A 20,338-nucleotide genomic window follows, 5' to 3' on the forward strand; every position below is an offset into this window, starting at 1 on the left:
AAAGACACGTTCAGTGGCCTGGGAAGGTATGACGAAAGCGGAACGGGGTTAGCATCGTTGATACAGGCAGCATGGCTGAGTGGGTTAGGCCTGAGTAACCAGTCCGATTACCGGACGTTGGTACACTTCCCTGAAAACCCGCTCTATTATCTGGATATCAACGCTGAAGATTATCGAACGATTTATGATCGACTGACGTTCAGGGTTAGCTACTTCGCCAAAGAGCGAACCAAATCGTATTGCAGGGAAGAACGGTCGTTTGGGTGTAGTCAGCGTTGATGAGTTCAATGATTCGAAACTGTGTTTCTGATCGTGAAGTAAAATGTTGGTATGTGTAAAAATGCTTACACATCCTTGTTATTGATGAATTCTGTTATGGCTGGTGTAAACAGGATTCATCTGACTGAAACGAACATTATCACCCAGTCGATCCTGCCTTCGGTGACATCAAGTCTTATTGTTACCAACGGTGCAAAAAACGAAAGCGTTACTAATTTTCCTGTGCATTATAAGTTGAGTGTCCTTCAATCGCGTATTGGAAAAACTACTCTTTAATGTGCAGTAATGGGGATCGAAGTCGATGATGCACTAGTGCTTTGGGGAGCAGAGGGAAGAGCAATGTTTACTCTCTATCGCGCTATATAATCGTCCCATATGTTAACTATTCGATTCAGAGCGAACGCAAGGACTTAATATCTAATTCCCCGTTGCAGGGGATAGGGAGTTAATGTGCGAATTAAATTCGTTGAAATTACGAATTTTCGAAAACTGAAGTGCATGCATTTAAACTTCGATAAAAAAACGACGATTCTTGTTGGCGCTAATAATAGTGGCAAAACTTCGGCAATGCTGGCACTACGCATTTTTCTACTTTCACCGAATAGTCTGGCACTACGTGATGTAACGATTGCCAACTGGACAAAAATTGATCTCTTGGGTGATGAGTGGGAGGTAGATAGGGAGCCAACAGTCGATCTGAATGCGCTTCTTCCTTCACTCGATGTATGGCTCGATGTACCGCTTAGCGAGATCCAACATGTTGTGAATATTCTCCCTACGCTGGATTGGTCCGGCGGCATGCTGGGTGTGCGGCTTTCTTATCGGGTTAAAGACCTAGACGAACTCAAAACTGAGTATCTCATACAGCGTTCAGCTGCGCGGGATGCATCAATATCTGGACCGGATGGTAAAAGAACCAAGATCGCGTTATGGCCGGGCAGTCTGACTGAGTTTCTAGACCGTAGGTTACGGGCACATCTTGAACTCGTGGCCTATCCTCTCGACCCAACTGCGGTAACGCTGCCAGGGCATGATGGCCTTGCGACACCACAAATACTGCCAGCGAATGTGCTTGCGTTCGACCATCCTCCATTTAAAAATCTTATCAAGATCGATGAAATTGCCGCACAGCGTGACTTCGCAGATGCTGGGAGCAAGGATGGTGGTGAAGATAAGAGCGAGACTGCTAATCGCAGATTCAAGCGCCGCCTATCAGACCAGCTTCGTTCTTATTACGATCGCCATCTCGACCCGTCGAAAACGCCTTCGGAAAAAGACTACGAGGCGCTGGGAGCGATCCAAGCTGCTGAGCGTAGTTTTGACGCCCGTCTGGAAGCCGGGTTCGCCGCAGCCTTCGAAGAACTCGAAGACTTGGGTTATCCCGGCATGAATAATCCCAAACTAAAAATCTCGACGCTTCTTCGTGCGACGGATGGGATGAAACATGGCTCCTCGGTACAGTATCAAGTTGCTGACCCCTTGGGCGATGGAACCAAGACGCTCAAACTCCCAGAAGACTATTCTGGGCTTGGTTATCAGAACTTGATCGCCATGGTGTTTATGCTGATGGGGTTCCGTGACGAATGGATGCGAGTCAAAAAGGCTGGCCTCCTCGAAGGTTCGGATGTGTCACATGAGATTCAGCCTCTGCACCTCGTGCTCGTTGAAGAGCCTGAGGCACATCTTCACGCTCAGGTTCAGCAGGTCTTCATTAACAAAGCATATGGTCTCCTCAGGAAACATGACGATCTTGGTGATATCGATACCTATTGCACTCAACTGATTGTTAGTACCCATTCGAGTCATGTCGCTCATGAAGCTGATTTCGCCAATTTGCGGTATTTCCGTCGTCGACCTGCTGCGAGTCAGGGAGAAACACCAACAACAACGGTCGCTAATCTTTCACATATTTTTGGTAACGGTGACGATACTAAGCGCTTTGTAAAGCGGTATCTCAAGGCTACGCATTGCGATCTGTTTTTTGCTGATGGAGTTATATTTGTTGAAGGGCAGGCTGAGCGCATCCTTGTACCTCATTTCATTCGTCATCATTTCCCTGAGCTATCAAGACGCTATATCACATTACTTGAACTCGGTGGCAGCCACGCGCATAAATTTCGCGATCTGGTTGATGTGCTCGGTGTTGCAACGTTGATTATCAGCGATCTTGACGCGACGATGGCAGTCAAGATAACCGACAAGAACGGTAAGAAAACGACGCGCTGGAGATCAGCTCGTCCCGAGAAGGGTAAAGAGCAACAGACAGCAAACTCTGTGCTGAAAGAGTGGCATCCCGGAAAGGTTTCGATCGACGAACTAATCGCATTGCCTCCAGAGGGACATGCATCGACGACGGGCAGTGGCTATGAACTTTACGTCGCTTACCAAAAGCCTGTTAAGGTTCCATGTGATGGGGATACTTTGATCATACCCCGGACATTTGAGGATGCCCTGATCATTGAAAACCTTGCCATGCTGGCGAATCTCGAAGGCTCAGTCACATCAAAAAAGATCCGTGAAATAGTGACACAAGATCTTGCGGGTGATGATCTTGAAAGTGAACTGTTCGATTTGCTAAAAACCGCTGAGAAGGCGGCGTTTGCGCTCGATTGTTTGATGCTCGAAGATCCCAAAGCATTGATACCACCTAGCTATATCGCTGCTGGTCTTAAATGGTTTGAAAGCGCTGTTGGTAACGATGTAGTGAATAACGAAATCAAGGCGGGGCCAGTTCATGATAACGATTGAGACGGCACCACATGATTTTGACGACGGAGCTGACACGCAAATTCGTGCTTGCCTAAATCCTTCCGCCCCTAGAAGTTTTTTCCTCTATGCAAGTGCTGGCTCTGGAAAAACACGTTCGTTGAAAAATGCGCTTGATGCGTTTCGCGCCGAACATGGCGCGTTGTTTCGACGTTGGGGCAAGAAAATTGCGGTGATCACGTATACGAATGCGGCAGCCGATGAGATAGCTGAACGTGTAGGTGAGGATTCTTTATTTCCGATTTCGACGATCCATAGTTTTTGCTGGCGGCATATTGAAACCTACCATAGGGATATCCAAGAATGGCTTCTCAACACGCTCCCGACCAATCTTGCTGAACTACGCGAGAAGCAAGCGAAAGGGCGTGCCGGTAAAGCATCTATGGATCGCGAACGCGCGATTGCTTCAATAATGCGACGCCTTGAATGGCTCAGTGTGCCAAGACGTTTCACCTACAACCCTAACGGCGACAATTATGGACAGGATTCACTATCGCATACTGAGGTGTTAAAGATAACGGCTTCGTTCATTGAGACAAAACCATCAATGCAGGCGGTTCTTGTCAATAAATATCCTTTTCTGCTTATCGATGAGAGCCAGGATACCAATAAGGGATTACTTGAAGCATTCTTTACGCTCGCAACTGCGAATAAAGGAAAATTCGGTCTGGGGTTGTTCGGTGATACCATGCAGCGGATCTTCCTTGACGGCCATCCCGAGTTGGAGCGCCTAGTACCAGCGGATTGGGCGCGTCCGGTCAAACGGTTGAACCATCGCTCGCCTCAGCGTGTCATTGCGCTAGGCAACGTATTGCGAGCACCGATTGATAGCCAAAGCCAGGTGGCGCGTGATGACAGCGAAGTTGGCTTTGTCCGTCTTTTCGTCGCCCCCAATGATATTTTAGACAAACCAGAATTTGAGCTGCATGTCCGTGAGCGGATGGCAACTCTATGCAACGATTCTGATTGGAGCAACGGAGCTGCGATCAAATCACTCACTCTAGAACACCACATGGCGGCATCAAGATGTGGTTTCCTTGACATGTTCCAAGCCTTGGATCGGGATTCTAGCTTGTCGACAGGACTACGAACCGGGGAGTTAGCTGGCATTAGGTTGTTCACTGAACGTGTTGCTCCACTTGTCGCTGCGGCGCGTGCCGATGACAGATTCGCGGTTATGGCCCATCTGCGGGCAACATCTCCGCTTCTTAAGCGTGCAGTCATTGCCAATAGCCCTACTCCAGAAGATCCGCTACAACCGATACGCTCTGCTGTGGATGCGCTGCTTGCCCTCAACACTGAACAATCCAGTACTACCTTCCTCTCAGTGTTGAAATGCATTGCTGAACACCAGTTATTCGAAATCCCATCGGCATTGCGCCCCTTTGTCCTCGGTGATCTCACAATGGAGGAGAACGAGCAGATCAACGATGATGATGAGTCAGATAGCGAAGAGGAGTCAGTAGGGCAGTCACCTTCGAGTCTTGAGGCTTGGAGAGAATTTTTAGAAACTCCGTACAACCAGACGATTCCATTCTCAGAATATGTCAGTGACCGTGGGCCGTTCGGAACCCACCAGGGCGTGAAAGGCCTTGAGTTTGAACGCGTGCTAGTGATCTTAGATGACAGCGATGCGCGTGGGTTTTTATTTTCATATGACAAACTATTTGAGGCCAAACCTTTATCGGATACGGATCGCAAACATCTTTCTGATGCAACGGATAGCGGAATCATACGCACACGCCGCCTCTTGTATGTCACGTGTACTCGCGCAAAAAAAAGCTTGGCTCTGGTCGCTTATACCGAAAATCCTGATGCTCTTATCGCTGCGGCGGTTCGTAACCACTGGTTCACTGTCGATGAGATTGAGCGATTGTGATAAACAGTCTTCAGCTTGCAGCGTCACTGGACTATAGAAATTTGAATGACTGAAACGGGACAAAATAGTCAATCATGGACAGTTGCGTTTGGTCGGTTGCTGCTGAAGTGATTTTTAGTGCTGTTCTGTGCCAGAAGTGGAAGTAACTAACATCAGTCTGTGTTGATCAACGTGGAGCAGGTCAGATGTTCGCAATCAGACTCCAGCCGCAGCCCCGAAACGCAACTTGCGATGGTCCGGCGGAGCTTATCGGCCCTTCGGCCCAGCCGGTAGGCACCGTAGGGCTGACGGCCCGGCTCCCCGCTGTAGCCGGGCCGTCAGTATGTTGAAACGGATGTCAGCGATGTGTAATAACCAGATTTTCTTTTACATGCGGGATGATCCATTACTCAAAACCAGCTCTGGATTGATGATAGTGACCAGGCGGATTGAAACTAACGACCTGTTTCATCGTGAATTGAGAAACATGCCAGTTATTCGTCCTCCCCTTCATCGAATTCTTCATCATGCCCATGGTAGAAATCGTCATCATTAGGCGTTTGCGAAGCCTTAATGACTTCTTCTGCACTTACATCTTGAAGAGTGCCTTCAATACTGTTCAGGTCTTCAACTACTTCCTGGAATTTTTCAACAACATCAGCCGCAGGTATTTTGCCTTCAGCGATGTCTTCCAGCAGCTGGATTGCGGTATCGATATTTGACTGTTCCTCCTTTACCCGGAGGGCTTCCTCGCCCAATGGAATATCATCCAGAGATACCCAACGATTGCTATCGGGGCCGATATCACGCTCTTCCTCCAGTCTGTCACGCGTCGTGTTGTTGATGCCTTCGGCAATATCTATGAACTCCTCTGCGGTCTGTTTCAACAACTGAGCCCGCTCCAGTTCATCACCAATTTCTTGTTGCGTTACGTCACACATATTTGTTCCCTCGAACATGATGCGGAGCGACATTGCTCCGGTAAAACAAGCATAGGGATAATGAATAAAATAAATCAAGTTATTTATTAATTTATAACAAGTTGATGTTTTTGTGATTTTTTTATGATTAAAAAATCAAAATAATTTTTAATATCTAATTTATTTTTAAATTTTAGTTTTTTACCATCATATTAGTGAATTATTCCTACATAAATATCTATTTAATGATTATTATGAACAACGGTAAACGAACGATTTGATGTAAAAAGGCGGTTTTTTCAAATTCTTTCTGAGCTGAAAGCTAAAAATCGATAACAAATATGTGATATGCATCACAAAAATGGACACTTCATGCACCTTTCTGAACATAAAAAAAATATCTTTTGCACGCTTCTCTCTGGTGCTATCTCTCCATTTCCGATCATTTACGATGCTGTTAGCGAGCAGGTTCTTCTCCTCATCCTCAAGGCCCGGCAGCTTAATAAAGATCCGAAATTTAGCCAGTGGTTTGCTGAGCAGCACATGGTGCTGACAAAACTGCGAGCTCTAAGCAAAAAAATTGAGGAAATTTATCAGAATAATAACTATCCTTATGATTTTAATGAAAAAAATACAGATAGTCTCATGAGTGCGCTCATTTTCATGAATCAGCTGTATGCAGGTTTTGATAAGGGCAACGTCAGCCTGAAGACTTGGAGGGAGATGAACCGGCATCCAACAGAGCAGGGGAGCCGCTTTGCTCAACACAGTAAACTCCTAGAGGAATTTATTCAGGACGACATGTTTGCTATTCTTGAGGACTTGAAAAATTGTTCCCCAATTCCACCTGAGGCTCGAAAAGGCTACTGCCATCAAGACCTTTCAATCGCACACTCATGCAGCAATGAGCTGCTTTCCCGGTTAAACCATTTTCATGAAATAGACTCGTTACCTATACTCGCTGAGGCAATTTACGACTTAATTACCGAGTTGCGTAATCACAATATTGCTATTCCCGCATGGCTCATCGAATTTGAAAAAGTATATACAAATTTCTTGCTACCGAATAAGAGGGAAACCCCCATTTTCCATGTCTACATAAAATTAATTAACGATGAGGGGCTTAACAACTTCATAGAAAGAATTGTTGAACAGTGTGAACCACATTATGCTGACTATCTGATAAACCAGTTTAAAGGCATCTATGCCTCTGAGATCATGCAGTGGTTGTCGCATGTTCAAATGTATTTTAAATACGCGCAATCAACACCGTTTATATGGAAATTCAATACAGTTAAGCATGGAATCAGCACCGTCTCAGAAGAGGAAGAGCAGCAAACGTTCCTGGCATGGGATAGCGATTATTGCCAAATTTCCATCAAGCGAGAGACTCTTTTGCAACTCATTCAATCTGCTACGTTGTATGATGCAGCCGACTCCCTAGCAGACTGCTTGATGAGCATTTATCGCTGTCCTGCCGAACAGATGCTAAGAAATAAAGGTGCTATTCCGGCTGTTACTGACACAGAATGTGAAGTCAAGAGTTCAGACGACTGGTTATTTAACACGACTTATCAAGGTAATTTCCTGAAGATAATACATAGTTTACAATCCTTTGAAGAATGGCATGAGAAAAATAAAACGTTGTTAATCAGTCGTAAAAATACACGTACAGAGCGTGTCAGTGTTGAGGTCCGACAGGCAGGATTAAAATCTTATGACCTATATATGGGCATCCCTGACGGCAACAAAATTAAAATTAAAGATGGTGTTTACGATCTTGTGAAAAAAGATCCTACTCTTCGCATTGAAGATACAATCAGTAACGTCTCACTTCAACGATATCACTCTCAAGTCAGAAAAATAATAGAAAAAGATATTGATAGTCTGTTGCTTCAACAGCAGAACTATAATTCTAAACATCCGTATAGTGGCTCATATCACTCTATAAAGCCTCTATGGGGAAAGAGTCCAAAACATGAAGAAAAATAAATGTACGGCTGGAAGCTAATCCTTGTTGGATTAGCTTCCAGTTGATTAAGGTATCGCAGTGTTAAAAATTCTTCACGATCTTATACAGTCAGTTCATGGTAGACATGCGTCATGCTGGCTATTGATCATCCTGGGTGTCAATTCCAGATAACGAGCTTTCTCCGACGATTTAGTTGTGACTTCTTAGATTTATTTTATGACAATAGTTAGTCCCATTCAAATTACCAAATTGTTATGAGCTATGACCGTTGATCTAGAAACCAGATGCTGCCACCTTTTTTGCAAATTATCAGTCATTTTTGGTTGGCGGATTGAATTGCACATTACTGCACGTAAAGGTGACATCAATGTTTTTACCTTCATTGTGTACAGTACATTTTTACTAACTATTTGATTAAGGCGTTTTAGTGCACTGTCCCGCTGTTCCCTACTTTCAAATGTCCATACGAACTCTTTATTTGCTTGGAAGAAATTGTCAGTAAGTCCTTTATTTCCAGCAAATCCCCTAGGATTAACACTCATATTAATGAACCGTATATTATTCCCCAAATCCTTCATGACGTCGGCTTCGATAATATTTCGAGTGGCAAAAATAATAGAGTAATACCGGTTTTTCATTATTTTTCCTCTCCCTGAATTGCAGATAAAAGTTGATCACTACTCAGCTTGCGAAACTTCGAGGCAGACTCGTGGCGGATCAGGCTATAGCTAGTATGACTGACTTGGAACATACACCAACCACGTGTAATCAATTCCGTTGAGAGCAACATTAAATAACCTTGATCAACAAAGTCGCGTTGAGCGAGCACTCCGATGCCTTTTAGTGACATCTGAAAACGAGTGATAACTTTTTGTCTGTTCAATTTTTCCATAGCAGTGCAAATCAATTCTGCTGTCTCTGAAGGGTCTATGGCCATGTTGCATTCCTGATTTCTTATCATGCAATCATACTATGTGATCTGCAGCCAACACGCAACAAAAAATACAATAATAAGTGTACATGAAACACTTATAACTGCATTAACCCAAAGGTAATTGTTATTGTCCGATCTATAGGTTGACCTGCTTCCTGTTGATTCACACAGAATGGTGCTAGCAATGTTCGCTGAACTCACAGCTCATAGCCGACAGTGAGATTTAGCCTTACTCTGTCGTAGATCAGTGTCCTGTTGAGTAATGTCTAATCCATCTGATATTTCAGTATTATATTCTGATATGAGTTTGGATATTTCTGCTACACAGAACCTCTCTAGTATGAAACCGGTAAAATTAGTGAGTGATATACACATCATGCAAAAGCCGGAATAATTCCGGCCAATCGTCCTCTTGCCTACTTCCGCTTACCCATCACCACAACCTTCTTCACATCTTCATGTTCCAGCCCATCAATAAAATCCCCATACCACTGCAACATCCCCCTTCGCTGCTCCAAATACTGCGCATGGTTATACGTTCCACGAATCGTGTTCTTATCCACATGGGCAAGCTGCAATTCGATCCAGGCGGTGTTATAGCCCTGTTCGTGTAGTATGGTGCTCATTGTGTGGCGAAAGCCGTGGCCTGTCGCTTTACCGTGATAACCAATTCGTTTCAGTACCTGATTAATACTGGCTTCACTCATTGGTTTGGTAATGTCGTTACGTCCAGGGAAAACCAGATTGTAGCGTCCGGTAACGGCGTAGAGCTGTTGCAGAGCATCGATCACTTGATCGGAAAGTGGAACGAGGTGAGGACGGCGCATTTTCATGCGTTCTTTCGGCACTTCCCAGAGCCCTTTTTCAAAATCAAACTCTTTCCATTCTGCTTGTCGTAATTCGATGGTGCGAACGCCGGTAAGCATCAGGATACGAGTTGCCAGTTGCGTGACCTTACTCCCCGAATACGTTGATAACGCGCGTAGAAAATCCGGCAGTTCATCTGGCAGAAGGTGAGGATAGTGTGTGGCTTTGGGTGGAGGAAGGGCGCTTGCCAGTTCTGATGCTGGGTTGTTCTCCGCTCGGCCAGTGACGATCGCGTAACGGAATACTTGATTACAGGCTTGGCGGATTTTACGCAATTTGTCGAGAACGCCGCGTTTTTCCAGTTTTCGCAGTGAGGTTAGCATTTCCAGCGGCTTGATCTCAGCAACAGGCCGCTTGCCGATATCAGGGAAGATGTCGTTCTCAAAGGCTTCCATCAGGTCTTCAGCGTAGCCCTTAGACCAGTTGGGGCGTTTGTATTCATGCCATTCCAATGCGATAGCTTTGAAGGTGTTATCGATGTTGATTTTCTTAGCCTGTCTTTCAACCTGCTTTTGTTCACTAGGATCGCCACCAGAAGCGACGATTTTTCGAGCCTCTTCCCGTTTTAATCTCGCTTCTGCAAGCGAGATATCAGGATATACGCCGATAGATAATTTTTTCTCTTTCCCTGCAACGCGGTACTTCAAACGCCAATATTTGGCTCCGTTCGGCTTTATCAGAAGATAAAGGCCTGCGCCGTCAGTGAGTTTGTATTCTTTATCTTGTGGCTTGGCGGTTTCTATCTGTCGAGCATTAAGTGGCATGATGGGGGCCCCTAATAGTCATTGAACAAGAAGAGCCCCCATAGAGGCCCCCAACATCGACTTGATTTCCGGTATGCTGGGTTGACCTCGGTCGAGCTCAGCGACAGAAAATCCTAGTGGTATCAATGAATATAACGGGGTTTTGTTGAATTCGGTAGAGTCTGGGAGAACTTAAAATGGTACGCCCTACAGGGCTCGAACCTGTGACCTACGGCTTAGAAGGCCGTTGCTCTATCCAACTGAGCTAAGGGCGCATTTCAAAAAAGAAATGGCTGTTGCTTGTCACAACAGTGGGCTGGATTATACCCACACATCCCAGTGAGTCAACGGGTTGGCGCTGGATTTACGCTATACGGTGAATCCCTGTACAACTTTTGTGACTATCGCTTTCTCTGGTGTGACTTTTTTGCACAATTGCGAGCCTCGTCCACATGAACTACACATAGCAATGAACATTTCAGTTTTATCTGCTAGATGCTTCCAGTAATTCTTTTCAAGTTATGATCGGGCGTATTCTGCATCCTGCGCTATTGGTACACTATGCCCGCATTCGTTGGGTTTTGGATGAGTGTGGGCTACTTTCACGTGCTAGGCTTATCGCTCAGTCATTTGTGGATCCGCTATTTTGTCGAACTTTGGAACCTTTTGATTTATGAACATTCTTTCATCCGCATTTTTGCGCGTTTGTCTGCTGGCGATGTTGCTGCTGCCTGTTGGATATGCATCGGCGGCGAGTGCGGATTCTGATCCTGACCCACAGCCCGCGCAGACCGATGCACCCGTAAAAATTAATGTTGATGCCGAGTTGATCAAGCTGCAAAAACAGTTAGATAACATCAAGCAGCAGGTTTCAGGCACAAATAACGACAGCAAATTTGGCGCGTTGAATGACACAACGCAGGAACTGGTCAATAACGCTAACGAGCTTGCTAATGCTGTGGCACCGCAGCGGGCTCAAATTCAGGCTCAGTTGGATGTATTAGGGCCAGCGCCAGAGTCCGGCTCCAGTATTAATGAAACCAGCGAAGTGACGCGTAAGCGAAACAGTCTGAATACGCAAAAAGCAAAAATGGATGCGCAGATCGAGCAGATTCAGGCTTTACGCACTGGGGTGGCCAATTTGTCCGCGCAAATTGTTACTCTGCGCCGTAGTGCGTTGAAAACGCAGCTGGCATTGAATTCCGGCAGTATTCTGGGAGGGCGCTTCTGGGCACCGCTTGTGGCTCCGCAGGCTGAAGATGTCCGTCGCCTGAGCACCTTTCAGGATCAATTAAGTGATGCCTTTACGGTGGTCTGGGAGCCGGACTGGCGTTACGGTTCTGCACTCCTGATTTTGATCGCCATGGCCATGAGTTCGGCGGGGCGTCGGTATCTCGAGAAATGTCTGGCCTGGGCGGGAATTCACTGGCTGCCGGAAGGGCGTCTGCGGCGGAGTTTTTTAGCCACTGCGTCAGTTATTTCAACCGTGGTCACGATCGGTATCGCGGTGAATCTGATCGACTTTACGTTTACGCGTCATGGTGAGGCTTCAGAACGTGTCGTGTCGTTCCTTGATGCGCTGGTGCGGCAGGCAATTTTCTGTTCGATGATCGCTGGGTTGGGGCGCGCATTCCTTTCGAATCAGCGCCCTTCATGGCGCTTGCCCGCGATTGCTAACCCTGTCGCAAAAGCGATGAAGCCGTTTCCCGTGGTTTCTGCTGGCATTATTCTGATCTTCGGTTTTATTGAACAAGTCACGGCGACGGTAGGGACATCGGTCGCGGCAACCATTATGGTGAACGGCTTATCTGCACTGTTCCTGGCCTTTACTGCGGGGACGATAACGCTGAAAAGCGATCAGATCCGTCGGCAGATGGTGCACTCAGGGGAACAACCGGAAGCGCGTTCGACATTATCTGGCATTATTCATCTTGCGGTATTGGCGACAGCGTTTGCTATTTTGGTGTCGCTGGTCATCGGTTATATCTCACTGGCTCGCTTCCTGGCGTTCGAACTGGTGTGGATCGGCATGGTGTTCTCCTGCCTGTATTTGTTCTCAACGTTTATTACCGATATCTGCGAAAGCCTCTTTTCTCCCAACAATGCCTGCGGCAAGCGAATGAAAAATTCGCTTAATCTGGACGATCGGCATTTGGCTCAGGCCACATTGATTCTGTCGGCCGGTAGTAAAGTCCTGTTAATTTTAATGGCAGCCGTCGCCTTACTTAACGGAACGTTTGGTACGACGACCCCGCTGGAACTCGTGCAAAAAGCCGTTGAAATCTGGGGTGGGAAAGGGCTGGAAACCTTGAGCATCGTGCCGGCGCATCTGGTCAATGCTGTTCTCTTTCTGGTGGTGGGGGTTTATGTTTTACGCTCATCAAAACGCTGGCTGGAAGATGAATTCCTTCCTAAAACAACGTTAGAACGCGGGATCCGGGCGTCGCTGGTGACGCTGTTCAGCAATATCGGCTACATTCTGATTATCCTGCTGACTCTGGCGACATTAGGGATTGAATGGAACAAGCTGGCATGGATTGTCAGCGCGCTGTCGGTGGGTATCGGTTTTGGTTTACAGGAGATCGTGAAGAACTTTATCTCTGGCCTGATTTTGTTGACGGAGCGCCCGGTGAAAGTAGGCGACTCGGTCAGTATCAGCGGGGTTGAAGGGGATATCCGACGGATTAATGTGCGTGCAACGGAAATTCAGCTGGGCGATCGTTCGACGGTGATCGTGCCTAACTCCCAATTTATTTCGCAGAATGTGCGCAATATTACGATGGGGAACCCGTTTGGGGTTGCCACGCTGGCGCTGACGTTCCCGCTGGATATCGACCCTGAAGAAGTTCGGACGCTTTTGCTGGATGCTTACATCAGCCATGAGGCGATTCTGGAAACACCCGCACCGTCAGTGAAGTTTAGTCAGTTAAACCCAACGGGCATGGTGCTGAGTGTCACCGGCTATGTCAGCAGCCCGAGAATGGTATCGGAAGCGAAGAGCGATCTGCTGTTTGAGATTATCAAGCGGCTACGGGCCTCAAACATTCCGCTGGCCGTACCGCAGAAGATGGTGCTGGAAAACTCAGGGCTTGCGCTGCCTGATAGCATTTCGGGTGAGGATAAATAATGTGCTCAGCCATCCGTTATCCGGCAGTGAACGGGTAACGGATGAACATCGAAGCCGTGCTTACAGGATGTGAAGTGCGGCTATCTTTCCTGTTGTTTGATCATATCGAGATAAATTTCACGCAACCGCTGAGTAATTTTTCCAGGCTTGCCGTCGCCGATCGTTTTTCCATCCAGCATCACGACGGGGAGAACAAGCATGGTGGCTGAACTGACAAAAATCTCTTTGGCGTGATACGCCTCTTCCGGCGTAAAAAAGCGTTCCTCCAGCGCAATGCCATCCTTTTCTGCCAGCTTGAGCAGTGACTGACGCGTAATGCCGTGCAGAATAGCGTTGCTCAATGGGCGGGTCACAACCGTGTTGTCATGCAGGACGATATAGCAGTTGCAGGAGCTGCCTTCGGTAATGAAACCTTCTTCAACAAAGAAAGCATCGTCGGCCTGATTGGCATGGGCATACTCTTTTGCCAGGCTGGCGGCGAGCAGGCTGACGGTTTTGATGTCCCGACGCTGCCAGCGAATATCCTCGGTGGTGACAACGTGCAGGCCCGTTGTGGCTTTCGGGTTACCGACCAGCGAACGTGCCTGAGTGAATAAAACCAGCGTGGATTTGACGTCGGCAGAAGGGAAATAGAAGTCACGATCGCCGGCATTGCCGCGGCTAAGCTGTAAATAGATCGCGCCTTCTTTCAGATCATTTTTATTGATCAGCTCATCGTGAATCTCTTTGAGCGCCTCAGGAGTGACAGGCAACGTGAGCGATAGCTCACGGCAAGAGCGTTGCAGACGAGTGATATGATCGGCGAAATCAACCAGCTTGCCATCGATGACCGCCGTCACTTCATAGACAGCATCGGCAAATAGGAAACCACGGTCAAATACAGAAATTTTTGCTTCATTTTCTTCTAAATACTGTCCATCAACATAAACAAGACGTTGCATCACAACACTCCTTAATAGTTGCTCAATGCAGGTTAACGCGCGTCATCCCCACAATAATGCGTTGGGCGGTAATATTTCGCTACCGTTATAGTGCAGCCTGTTAGTGCGATCGCGCTGCAAGAGCAGCGGGCCATCCAAATCGACCACTGCGGCACCTTGCGCCACGACAAAAGCGGGTGCCATCGAAAGCGATGTACTCACCATGCAGCCGACCATAATTTTTAAGCCTTGCGCCTGTGCGTATTTTCGCAGGCGCAGAGCTTCAGTTAGTCCGCCAGTTTTATCCAGCTTGATGTTGATCATGTCATAGCGGCCGACCAGAGCAGCCAGCGACTGACTGTCATAGCAGGACTCATCGGCACAGACAGGAATCGGGCGGGGCAAGTCTGCCAGCACATCGTCTTTGCCTGCTGGGAAAGGTTGCTCGATCATCGTTACGCCAAGCGCGGCGAGTTTAGGAACCAGTGCCAGATAGCGCTCGATATCCCATCCTTCATTGGCGTCCACAATCAGACGTGCCAATGGCGCACCTTCGCGCACGGCAGCAACTCTGGCCAGATCGTCTGCGTCTGCCAGTTTTAGTTTGAGAAGAGGGCGAGTGGCATGATGTATTGCGGCGTGGCGCATGCGGTCTGGCGTATCCAGCGATAGCGTATAGGCCGTTTCCAACGCCGTAGGCGAAGGAAGATCCAAACGCTGCCAAATGCGCTGCTGATGTTGTTTGCACTCCAAATCCCAGAATGCGCAATCGAGCGCATTGCGTGCCGCGCCAGCAGGCAGGATGGTTTGCAGCGTCTCCCGATCTAAACCGTTACGAAAGTCGCTATGCAGTGAGGCAATCTGTTCCATCACGCTGTCGAGGGACTCGCCGTAGCGTGAATAAGGAACGCATTCGCCGTAGCCTGCCACGTTGCCGGACTGGAGCGCTACCACAACGACATCCGCCTGACGCTTGCTGCCGCGTGAAATGGTAAAGGCGCCTTCTATTGGCCAACTCTCAGTGAAATATCGCATCTCAGTCATAAGCTTACTCTCGGATTAACTATCCTGTGTCTCATTGGCATAAATGTCTTATTTACAAGGCCTGAGCGGGTCATCAAGTGTAATGCTTCTTCCTGTGTGTATTCTTCATTTTTCGCGATTTTAGCCAGAAATTGATGAGGCTTAATTCCGGGCTGGAAAAATTTATGAGCACGGTATCGACAGGACGAATTATCTGAGATAGCTTGAATAAGCTCATCACACTTCAGGTCGCCTGTACCCTTGTAGTTAACGAAAGCTGTCGTCAACGAAAACGGGTTCCTGCTATTTGAATGATGTTGAGTAGAGTGCCTCTACAGGCACTGCGTCGCTCGGATGGTCCGGGCGCTCACGTTAATTCGAGGATGTTATGGCTGATTCTACTTCTCCGCGCCGTTTTACGCGCATCGATCGTCTTCCCCCGTATGTATTTAATATTACTGCTGAATTAAAAATGGCTGCGCGTCGTCGCGGCGAAGACATTATTGATTTCAGCATGGGTAACCCTGACGGCCCGACCCCTCCTCATATCGTGGAAAAACTCTGTACGGTTGCACAACGCGAAGATACTCACGGGTATTCGACATCCCGAGGCATTCCGCGCTTACGTCGTGCTATCTCCCGCTGGTACGCCGATCGCTATGAGGTTGATATCGATCCTGAAAGCGAAGCTATCGTCACGATTGGCTCCAAAGAGGGGCTGGCGCACCTGATGCTGGCAACGTTGGATCATGGCGATACGGTGCTGGTGCCTAACCCCAGTTACCCGATTCACATTTATGGTGCGGTGATTGCTGGAGCGCAGGTGCGTTCTGTGCCGCTGGTAGACGGTGTCGATTTCTTTAATGAATTAGAGCGCGCTATCCGCGAGAGTATTCCTAAGCCGAAAATGATGATTCTCGGTTTTCCGTCGAACCCGACAGCACAGTGTGTCGAGCTGGATTTCTTTGAACGCGTTGTGGCGTTGGCGAAACAGTACGGCGTGTTGGTGATCCACGATCTGGCTTATGCCGATATCGTGTATGACGGCTGGAAAGCGCCGTCGATCATGCAGGTTCCCGGCGCGAAGGACATCGCGGTAGAATTCTTCACGTTGTCAAAAAGCTACAACATGGCGGGCTGGCGCATCGGCTTTATGGTCGGTAACCCGGAGTTGGTCAACGCGCTGGCGCGAATTAAGAGCTACCACGATTACGGCACGTTTACGCCGTTGCAGGTGGCGGCGATTGCTGCATTGGAAGGCGATCAGCAATGTGTGCGGGACATCGCCGAGCAGTATCGCCAGCGCCGTAACGTTTTGGTGCGTGGTCTGCACGAGGCAGGCTGGATGGTTGATGAGCCAAAAGCGTCAATGTACGTCTGGGCGAAAATTCCTGAAGCCTATGCGCATTTGGGGTCGCTGGAGTTTGCCAAGCGACTGCTGTCGGAAGCGAAGGTTTGCGTCTCCCCCGGTATTGGCTTTGGCGATTATGGCGATACCCATGTGCGGTTCGCCTTAATTGAGAATCAGGATCGTATTCGGCAAGCGGTGCGCGGTATTAAGGCCATGTTCCGTGCTGACGGTCTCTTACCGACCACCAAATCCTTACCCGGCAAGGGCACGGCTGCCTGATGTCCACCGCTCCCGGTTGTCTGACCGGGAGCACATAAACATGCCGTGACAGCGGCTTATCATTTGCTAGAATGCCTACCGTTAATCTCAATCAGGATGAGTTTGTCATGTCATTATCACTGTCTAAAATTTCTGCGTTAACGCTGCTTTGCGTCACGCTGGCCGGGTGCCAACAAACAGGAACGTCTGCCCAAAAAGGAACGGTGGCAGGTCAGTCTTCTGCGGTAACGGTTTCTCCTAACGATCAAATGAATCAACTGGCGTCGCTGGTGGCGGCTACCCGCTATCTCAAATCGAAGTGTAACCGCAGCGATCTGCCCGATGATGCGACAGTTGCTAATGTCGCGTTGGCTGTAGCAAAACAGCGAGGCTGGAATGTCGCGAGCTATCAGGCTTTACCGCAGCGCAGTGAAAGCCTGTATCAAGGGTTATTGAAAGACAGTACGCCAAAAGAGGCGCAGTGTTCGGAATTTAACCGTACGTTGACGCCGTTTATTGATGCCATTCGCAGCCGAGGCTAAGGCGTAGCGTTTCCACTTTCATCGTCGGCGGAACGTTCATTCTCGTTGAATTTTCCGCCCGGCCAATCTTCCAGTGCTTCCAGAATAAACACTTCACCTTCTACGCTAAAAATGGTCATATCCTGCTGAATTTGCTCTATGGTCAGCCCTTCTATTGGCGAATCCCCTTCGCGGAATTGCAGGCCGTTGAGCGTGATGCTGCGCTTGGTTTCATCCGACGTATAAACATGTGCGCTGTAGGTCAGTGGTGGAATCTCACCGTTGCTGATGGCGGGTAACGACAGTGTGGTCCTTTTCTCTGGGGGAACTGGCGTATCGGTATGGGGCGCTTCTTGATGAGGCGTTGCTGTGGGAACGGCTGGCGTTTGCTCTTCTACCGTAGGCAAGGTAGCAGCTTGAGCAGCCAAAGTGAGCTCAGGAGAAGCGGGGCTCCCCCAGCGCTGGTGGCTGAACCAGCCGAGAGCGATAAAAAGCAGAGCATAAATAACCATCAGATAACCGGGCATCGGGTATCTGGCAAGCAGTGCTGGCTGTGAGTGTGTCGTTGCGTCCGGTGCGTTGTCCACGCGCTCATCCTTAAGTGTTTAGGGGGTACTTAGGTCGTGTAGCACCACATCATAAACCAAAGTCGGGTGCGTAGGATGGTGCCGTCTGCCTTATTTTGCAAAAAATAGAAAGAGCCAGAAAACTGAATCTCTCGGTTATGTGACAGTTCCTCCATTTTGATTAAAAACTATTACAGTCATAATAATCACAGATGGAATCTTGATGCGGGTCGCAAAAAAAACGTGTGAATTTGCTTTAATGAAACCATGTTTTACCATTGTAGGTATAACGTTTCTTTTTGGTGTTCGATAATCAATCAGCGTGGGGTGGTGCCATCATCATTTAATTAACAGTCCCGAGTGCTGAATGGGCAGTATTATTATGTGGTTTTTTACTACAGAGAGTGTGCTGCTTTTTTATCAATAAGGGACGTGTCAATCTGCCACGACATTAAGAATAAAAGTACTTTTAAAGTATGCGATTAATATCGCAGGGTTTTGTGCGGATTTATTTTGTTATTTTAATAATTAAAAAATACTGAGGGATGAAATGTTTAGAATGGTTATTGGGACTGGTCGTTTACGCACCTGTGCGGTAGCTATTGCCTTTTCCGGGCTCGTGCTTTCCGGGTGTGATAATAGTCAGCAGCCCGTGGAAGAAGCGGCTCCGCCAGATTTGCAGGTGAAAACGGCACCGTTTGGCTGGGCTGCACAATATCATAATACGGATGGTAAGTTTTATGCGACGACGGGGGGCGAGGGTGCGCATGAAAATAGCATTTATGTCGTCACCAGCCGTCAGGAATTAAAAGACGCATTAAATAATATCCGCAGCCCTCGTTATATCGCCGGTGATGCCGATGCGGAATTGAAGGCGAAGTTAGAGCCCAAAATTATCTACTGGCAAGGCACGGTTCGCGGCGATGATTTAGGTAATGGACGCTATGCGGATGCTGAATATTACAAAACCAAGCCGAATAAAACGACGTTTGATTTTGATTTATACGTCAAAGCGTTCGACCAGGATTATATGGCGCAGTTGAAAGCGACGGCGGATGCTGGCGGCAGCGATGCGGCGGCGGCTAGCGCTGAACTTAGCCTGCTTAAAAAGCAAAATGGTCAACGCTCGCAGTATGCCAACAACCAGAAGGCGCAGATTCAATTTCAGGTCCCGCCGAATACCACGATTTTAGGTGTGGGTAGCGAAGCGAAACTGGTAGAAGGCTATTTATCCCTCAACACCTTAAGTCACACGTTCGGCAAAACGGATAACAGCAATATCATTATCCGTAATATTACGTTTCAGGCACCGCGTGACTTTGCTCCGGCTTGGGATGCTGGCGACGGTGATAAAGGGAACTGGAATGCGCGTTATGATTCCGTGTCGATTAACGCCAGCAAAAATGTCTGGGTCGATCACTGTACCTTTACGGATGGTGAACATCCTGACTATCAGGAACCGGTGCTGTTTGGCAAGCATATCCAGCGCCACGACGGCTTGCTGGATATCGAAGACGGTGCTGACTACCTGACGATTTCCTACAACATTTTCGCCCAACATGACAAAACGGTATTAATTGGCTCCGGCGATGGTGATAAAGGGGAATACCGAATCACTTTTGAAGGGAATTTATGGGACAACAGCGTGCAGCGTTCACCGCGTGTACGCTTTGGTCAGGTGCATTTGCTCAATAACTACCATCGCGGGGCAACGGATACGAATTACCCCATTCTCTATGCCATTGGGATGGGCTTCGATTCATCCATTCTTTCCGAAAGTAACGTGTTTAATTTCCAGGGCGGTGGTGCGGATGAAAATCTGATCATCGGTGCCTACAAGGGAAGCAAATTTAAAGACAACGGCTCCTGGTTCAATGGCAATCCGGCAAGCAATTTGAATCAAATCGCAGTAGACAAATGCAGTGCATTGCAAGAAGCCGAGAAGGCCGCCGCCACGAGTTCTGGGAAAGCCGTACCGGCATGGGCGCTGGAAACCTGCACCAATGAATTGGAATGGAGTCCGCCTTATACATATAGCGCTGGGAAATCCATCGCCGCCGTTGAGAAATACGTTCTGGACAATGCTGGTGCGGGGAAATTGGATATTTCTCTGCCGTAGAACGTCTGTTCCAACGCATTATTTTTATCTGTAAACCCTCTGCCGATAGGTTTCGCTCTGTGGCAACGATCCTGCCGCAGGGCGAAATACATCGGAAAATAATAGTAAAAATAC

At 47.9% G+C, this 20,338-nt stretch carries 15 protein-coding genes and 1 tRNA gene; 8 read left to right on the forward strand and 8 right to left on the reverse strand.

Features of this window, described 5'->3' with window-relative positions:
* From K7X24_RS20060 to K7X24_RS20070, 3 genes are all read left to right on the forward strand, one after another.
* The coding region (locus K7X24_RS20060; protein ID WP_224558057.1) for an inovirus-type Gp2 protein at positions 1–279 on the forward strand (279 nt) is incomplete at its 5' end.
* Between the two features lie 450 nt (positions 280–729).
* Complete coding sequence (locus K7X24_RS20065) at positions 730–3,027, forward strand: AAA family ATPase (protein WP_224558058.1); 2,298 nt, start codon at positions 730–732, stop codon at positions 3,025–3,027.
* Positions 3,014–4,924, forward strand: coding sequence for a UvrD-helicase domain-containing protein (locus K7X24_RS20070; RefSeq protein ID WP_224558059.1), 1,911 nt, complete (start codon positions 3,014–3,016; stop codon positions 4,922–4,924). The genes K7X24_RS20065 and K7X24_RS20070 overlap by 14 nt, the downstream gene beginning before the upstream one ends.
* A gap of 473 nt (positions 4,925–5,397) precedes the next feature.
* On the opposite strand, the gene K7X24_RS20075 is transcribed toward K7X24_RS20070, so the two are convergent.
* Entirely contained in the window at positions 5,398–5,844 is a 447-nt protein-coding gene (locus K7X24_RS20075) for a hypothetical protein (protein ID WP_224558060.1), read from the reverse strand.
* A 351-nt stretch (positions 5,845–6,195) separates the two neighbouring features.
* Between K7X24_RS20075 and K7X24_RS20080 the strand changes: the two genes are divergently transcribed.
* The gene (locus K7X24_RS20080) at positions 6,196–7,815 is read left to right on the forward strand and encodes a hypothetical protein (protein WP_224558061.1); all 1,620 of its coding nucleotides are present in this window, start codon (positions 6,196–6,198) and stop codon (positions 7,813–7,815) included.
* 216 nt (positions 7,816–8,031) lie between these two features.
* Here the strand turns inward: K7X24_RS20080 and K7X24_RS20085 are convergent, their stop codons facing one another.
* From K7X24_RS20085 to K7X24_RS20100, 4 genes are all read right to left on the reverse strand, one after another.
* Positions 8,032–8,433, reverse strand: a complete 402-nt coding sequence (locus K7X24_RS20085; protein WP_224558062.1) for a hypothetical protein — start codon at positions 8,431–8,433, stop codon at positions 8,032–8,034.
* The gene (locus K7X24_RS20090) at positions 8,433–8,732 is read right to left on the reverse strand and encodes a hypothetical protein (RefSeq protein WP_224558063.1); all 300 of its coding nucleotides are present in this window, start codon (positions 8,730–8,732) and stop codon (positions 8,433–8,435) included. The genes K7X24_RS20085 and K7X24_RS20090 overlap by 1 nt, the downstream gene beginning before the upstream one ends.
* Positions 8,733–9,145: 413 nt before the next feature.
* Entirely contained in the window at positions 9,146–10,360 is a 1,215-nt protein-coding gene (locus K7X24_RS20095; protein ID WP_224558064.1) for a tyrosine-type recombinase/integrase, read from the reverse strand.
* 177 nt (positions 10,361–10,537) lie between these two features.
* A tRNA-Arg gene (locus tag K7X24_RS20100) sits at positions 10,538–10,614 on the reverse strand.
* A 398-nt stretch (positions 10,615–11,012) separates the two neighbouring features.
* Between K7X24_RS20100 and K7X24_RS20105 the strand changes: the two genes are divergently transcribed.
* Positions 11,013–13,466, forward strand: a complete 2,454-nt coding sequence (locus tag K7X24_RS20105) for a DUF3772 domain-containing protein (RefSeq protein WP_224558065.1) — start codon at positions 11,013–11,015, stop codon at positions 13,464–13,466.
* A gap of 80 nt (positions 13,467–13,546) precedes the next feature.
* On the opposite strand, the gene K7X24_RS20110 is transcribed toward K7X24_RS20105, so the two are convergent.
* Complete coding sequence (locus K7X24_RS20110) at positions 13,547–14,407, reverse strand: D-amino-acid transaminase (protein ID WP_180775505.1); 861 nt, start codon at positions 14,405–14,407, stop codon at positions 13,547–13,549.
* 42 nt (positions 14,408–14,449) lie between these two features.
* Positions 14,450–15,430, reverse strand: coding sequence for an N-acetyl-D-Glu racemase DgcA (gene dgcA, locus K7X24_RS20115; protein ID WP_224558066.1), 981 nt, complete (start codon positions 15,428–15,430; stop codon positions 14,450–14,452).
* A gap of 367 nt (positions 15,431–15,797) precedes the next feature.
* Between dgcA and alaC the strand changes: the two genes are divergently transcribed.
* A complete protein-coding gene (gene alaC / locus K7X24_RS20120) occupies positions 15,798–17,039 on the forward strand; it encodes an alanine transaminase (protein ID WP_103862245.1) in 1,242 nt (413 codons plus the stop codon).
* A gap of 107 nt (positions 17,040–17,146) precedes the next feature.
* Entirely contained in the window at positions 17,147–17,560 is a 414-nt protein-coding gene (gene gspS / locus K7X24_RS20125) for a type II secretion system pilot lipoprotein GspS (protein WP_103862244.1), read from the forward strand.
* On the opposite strand, the gene gspB is transcribed toward gspS, so the two are convergent.
* Positions 17,557–18,126 carry a type II secretion system assembly factor GspB gene (gene gspB, locus K7X24_RS20130; protein ID WP_224558067.1) on the reverse strand — a complete coding sequence of 190 codons (570 nt, stop codon included), beginning with the start codon at positions 18,124–18,126 and terminating at the stop codon, positions 17,557–17,559. The genes gspS and gspB overlap by 4 nt on opposite strands.
* A 538-nt stretch (positions 18,127–18,664) precedes the next feature.
* On the opposite strand from gspB, the gene K7X24_RS20135 reads away from it, so the two are divergent.
* Positions 18,665–20,224 carry a polysaccharide lyase family 1 protein gene (locus K7X24_RS20135; RefSeq protein WP_224558068.1) on the forward strand — a complete coding sequence of 520 codons (1,560 nt, stop codon included), beginning with the start codon at positions 18,665–18,667 and terminating at the stop codon, positions 20,222–20,224.
* Positions 20,225–20,338: the final 114 nt, after the last annotated feature.

It is taken from the genome of Pectobacterium versatile, assembly GCF_020166435.1.
Lineage (GTDB): Bacteria > Pseudomonadota > Gammaproteobacteria > Enterobacterales > Enterobacteriaceae > Pectobacterium > Pectobacterium versatile.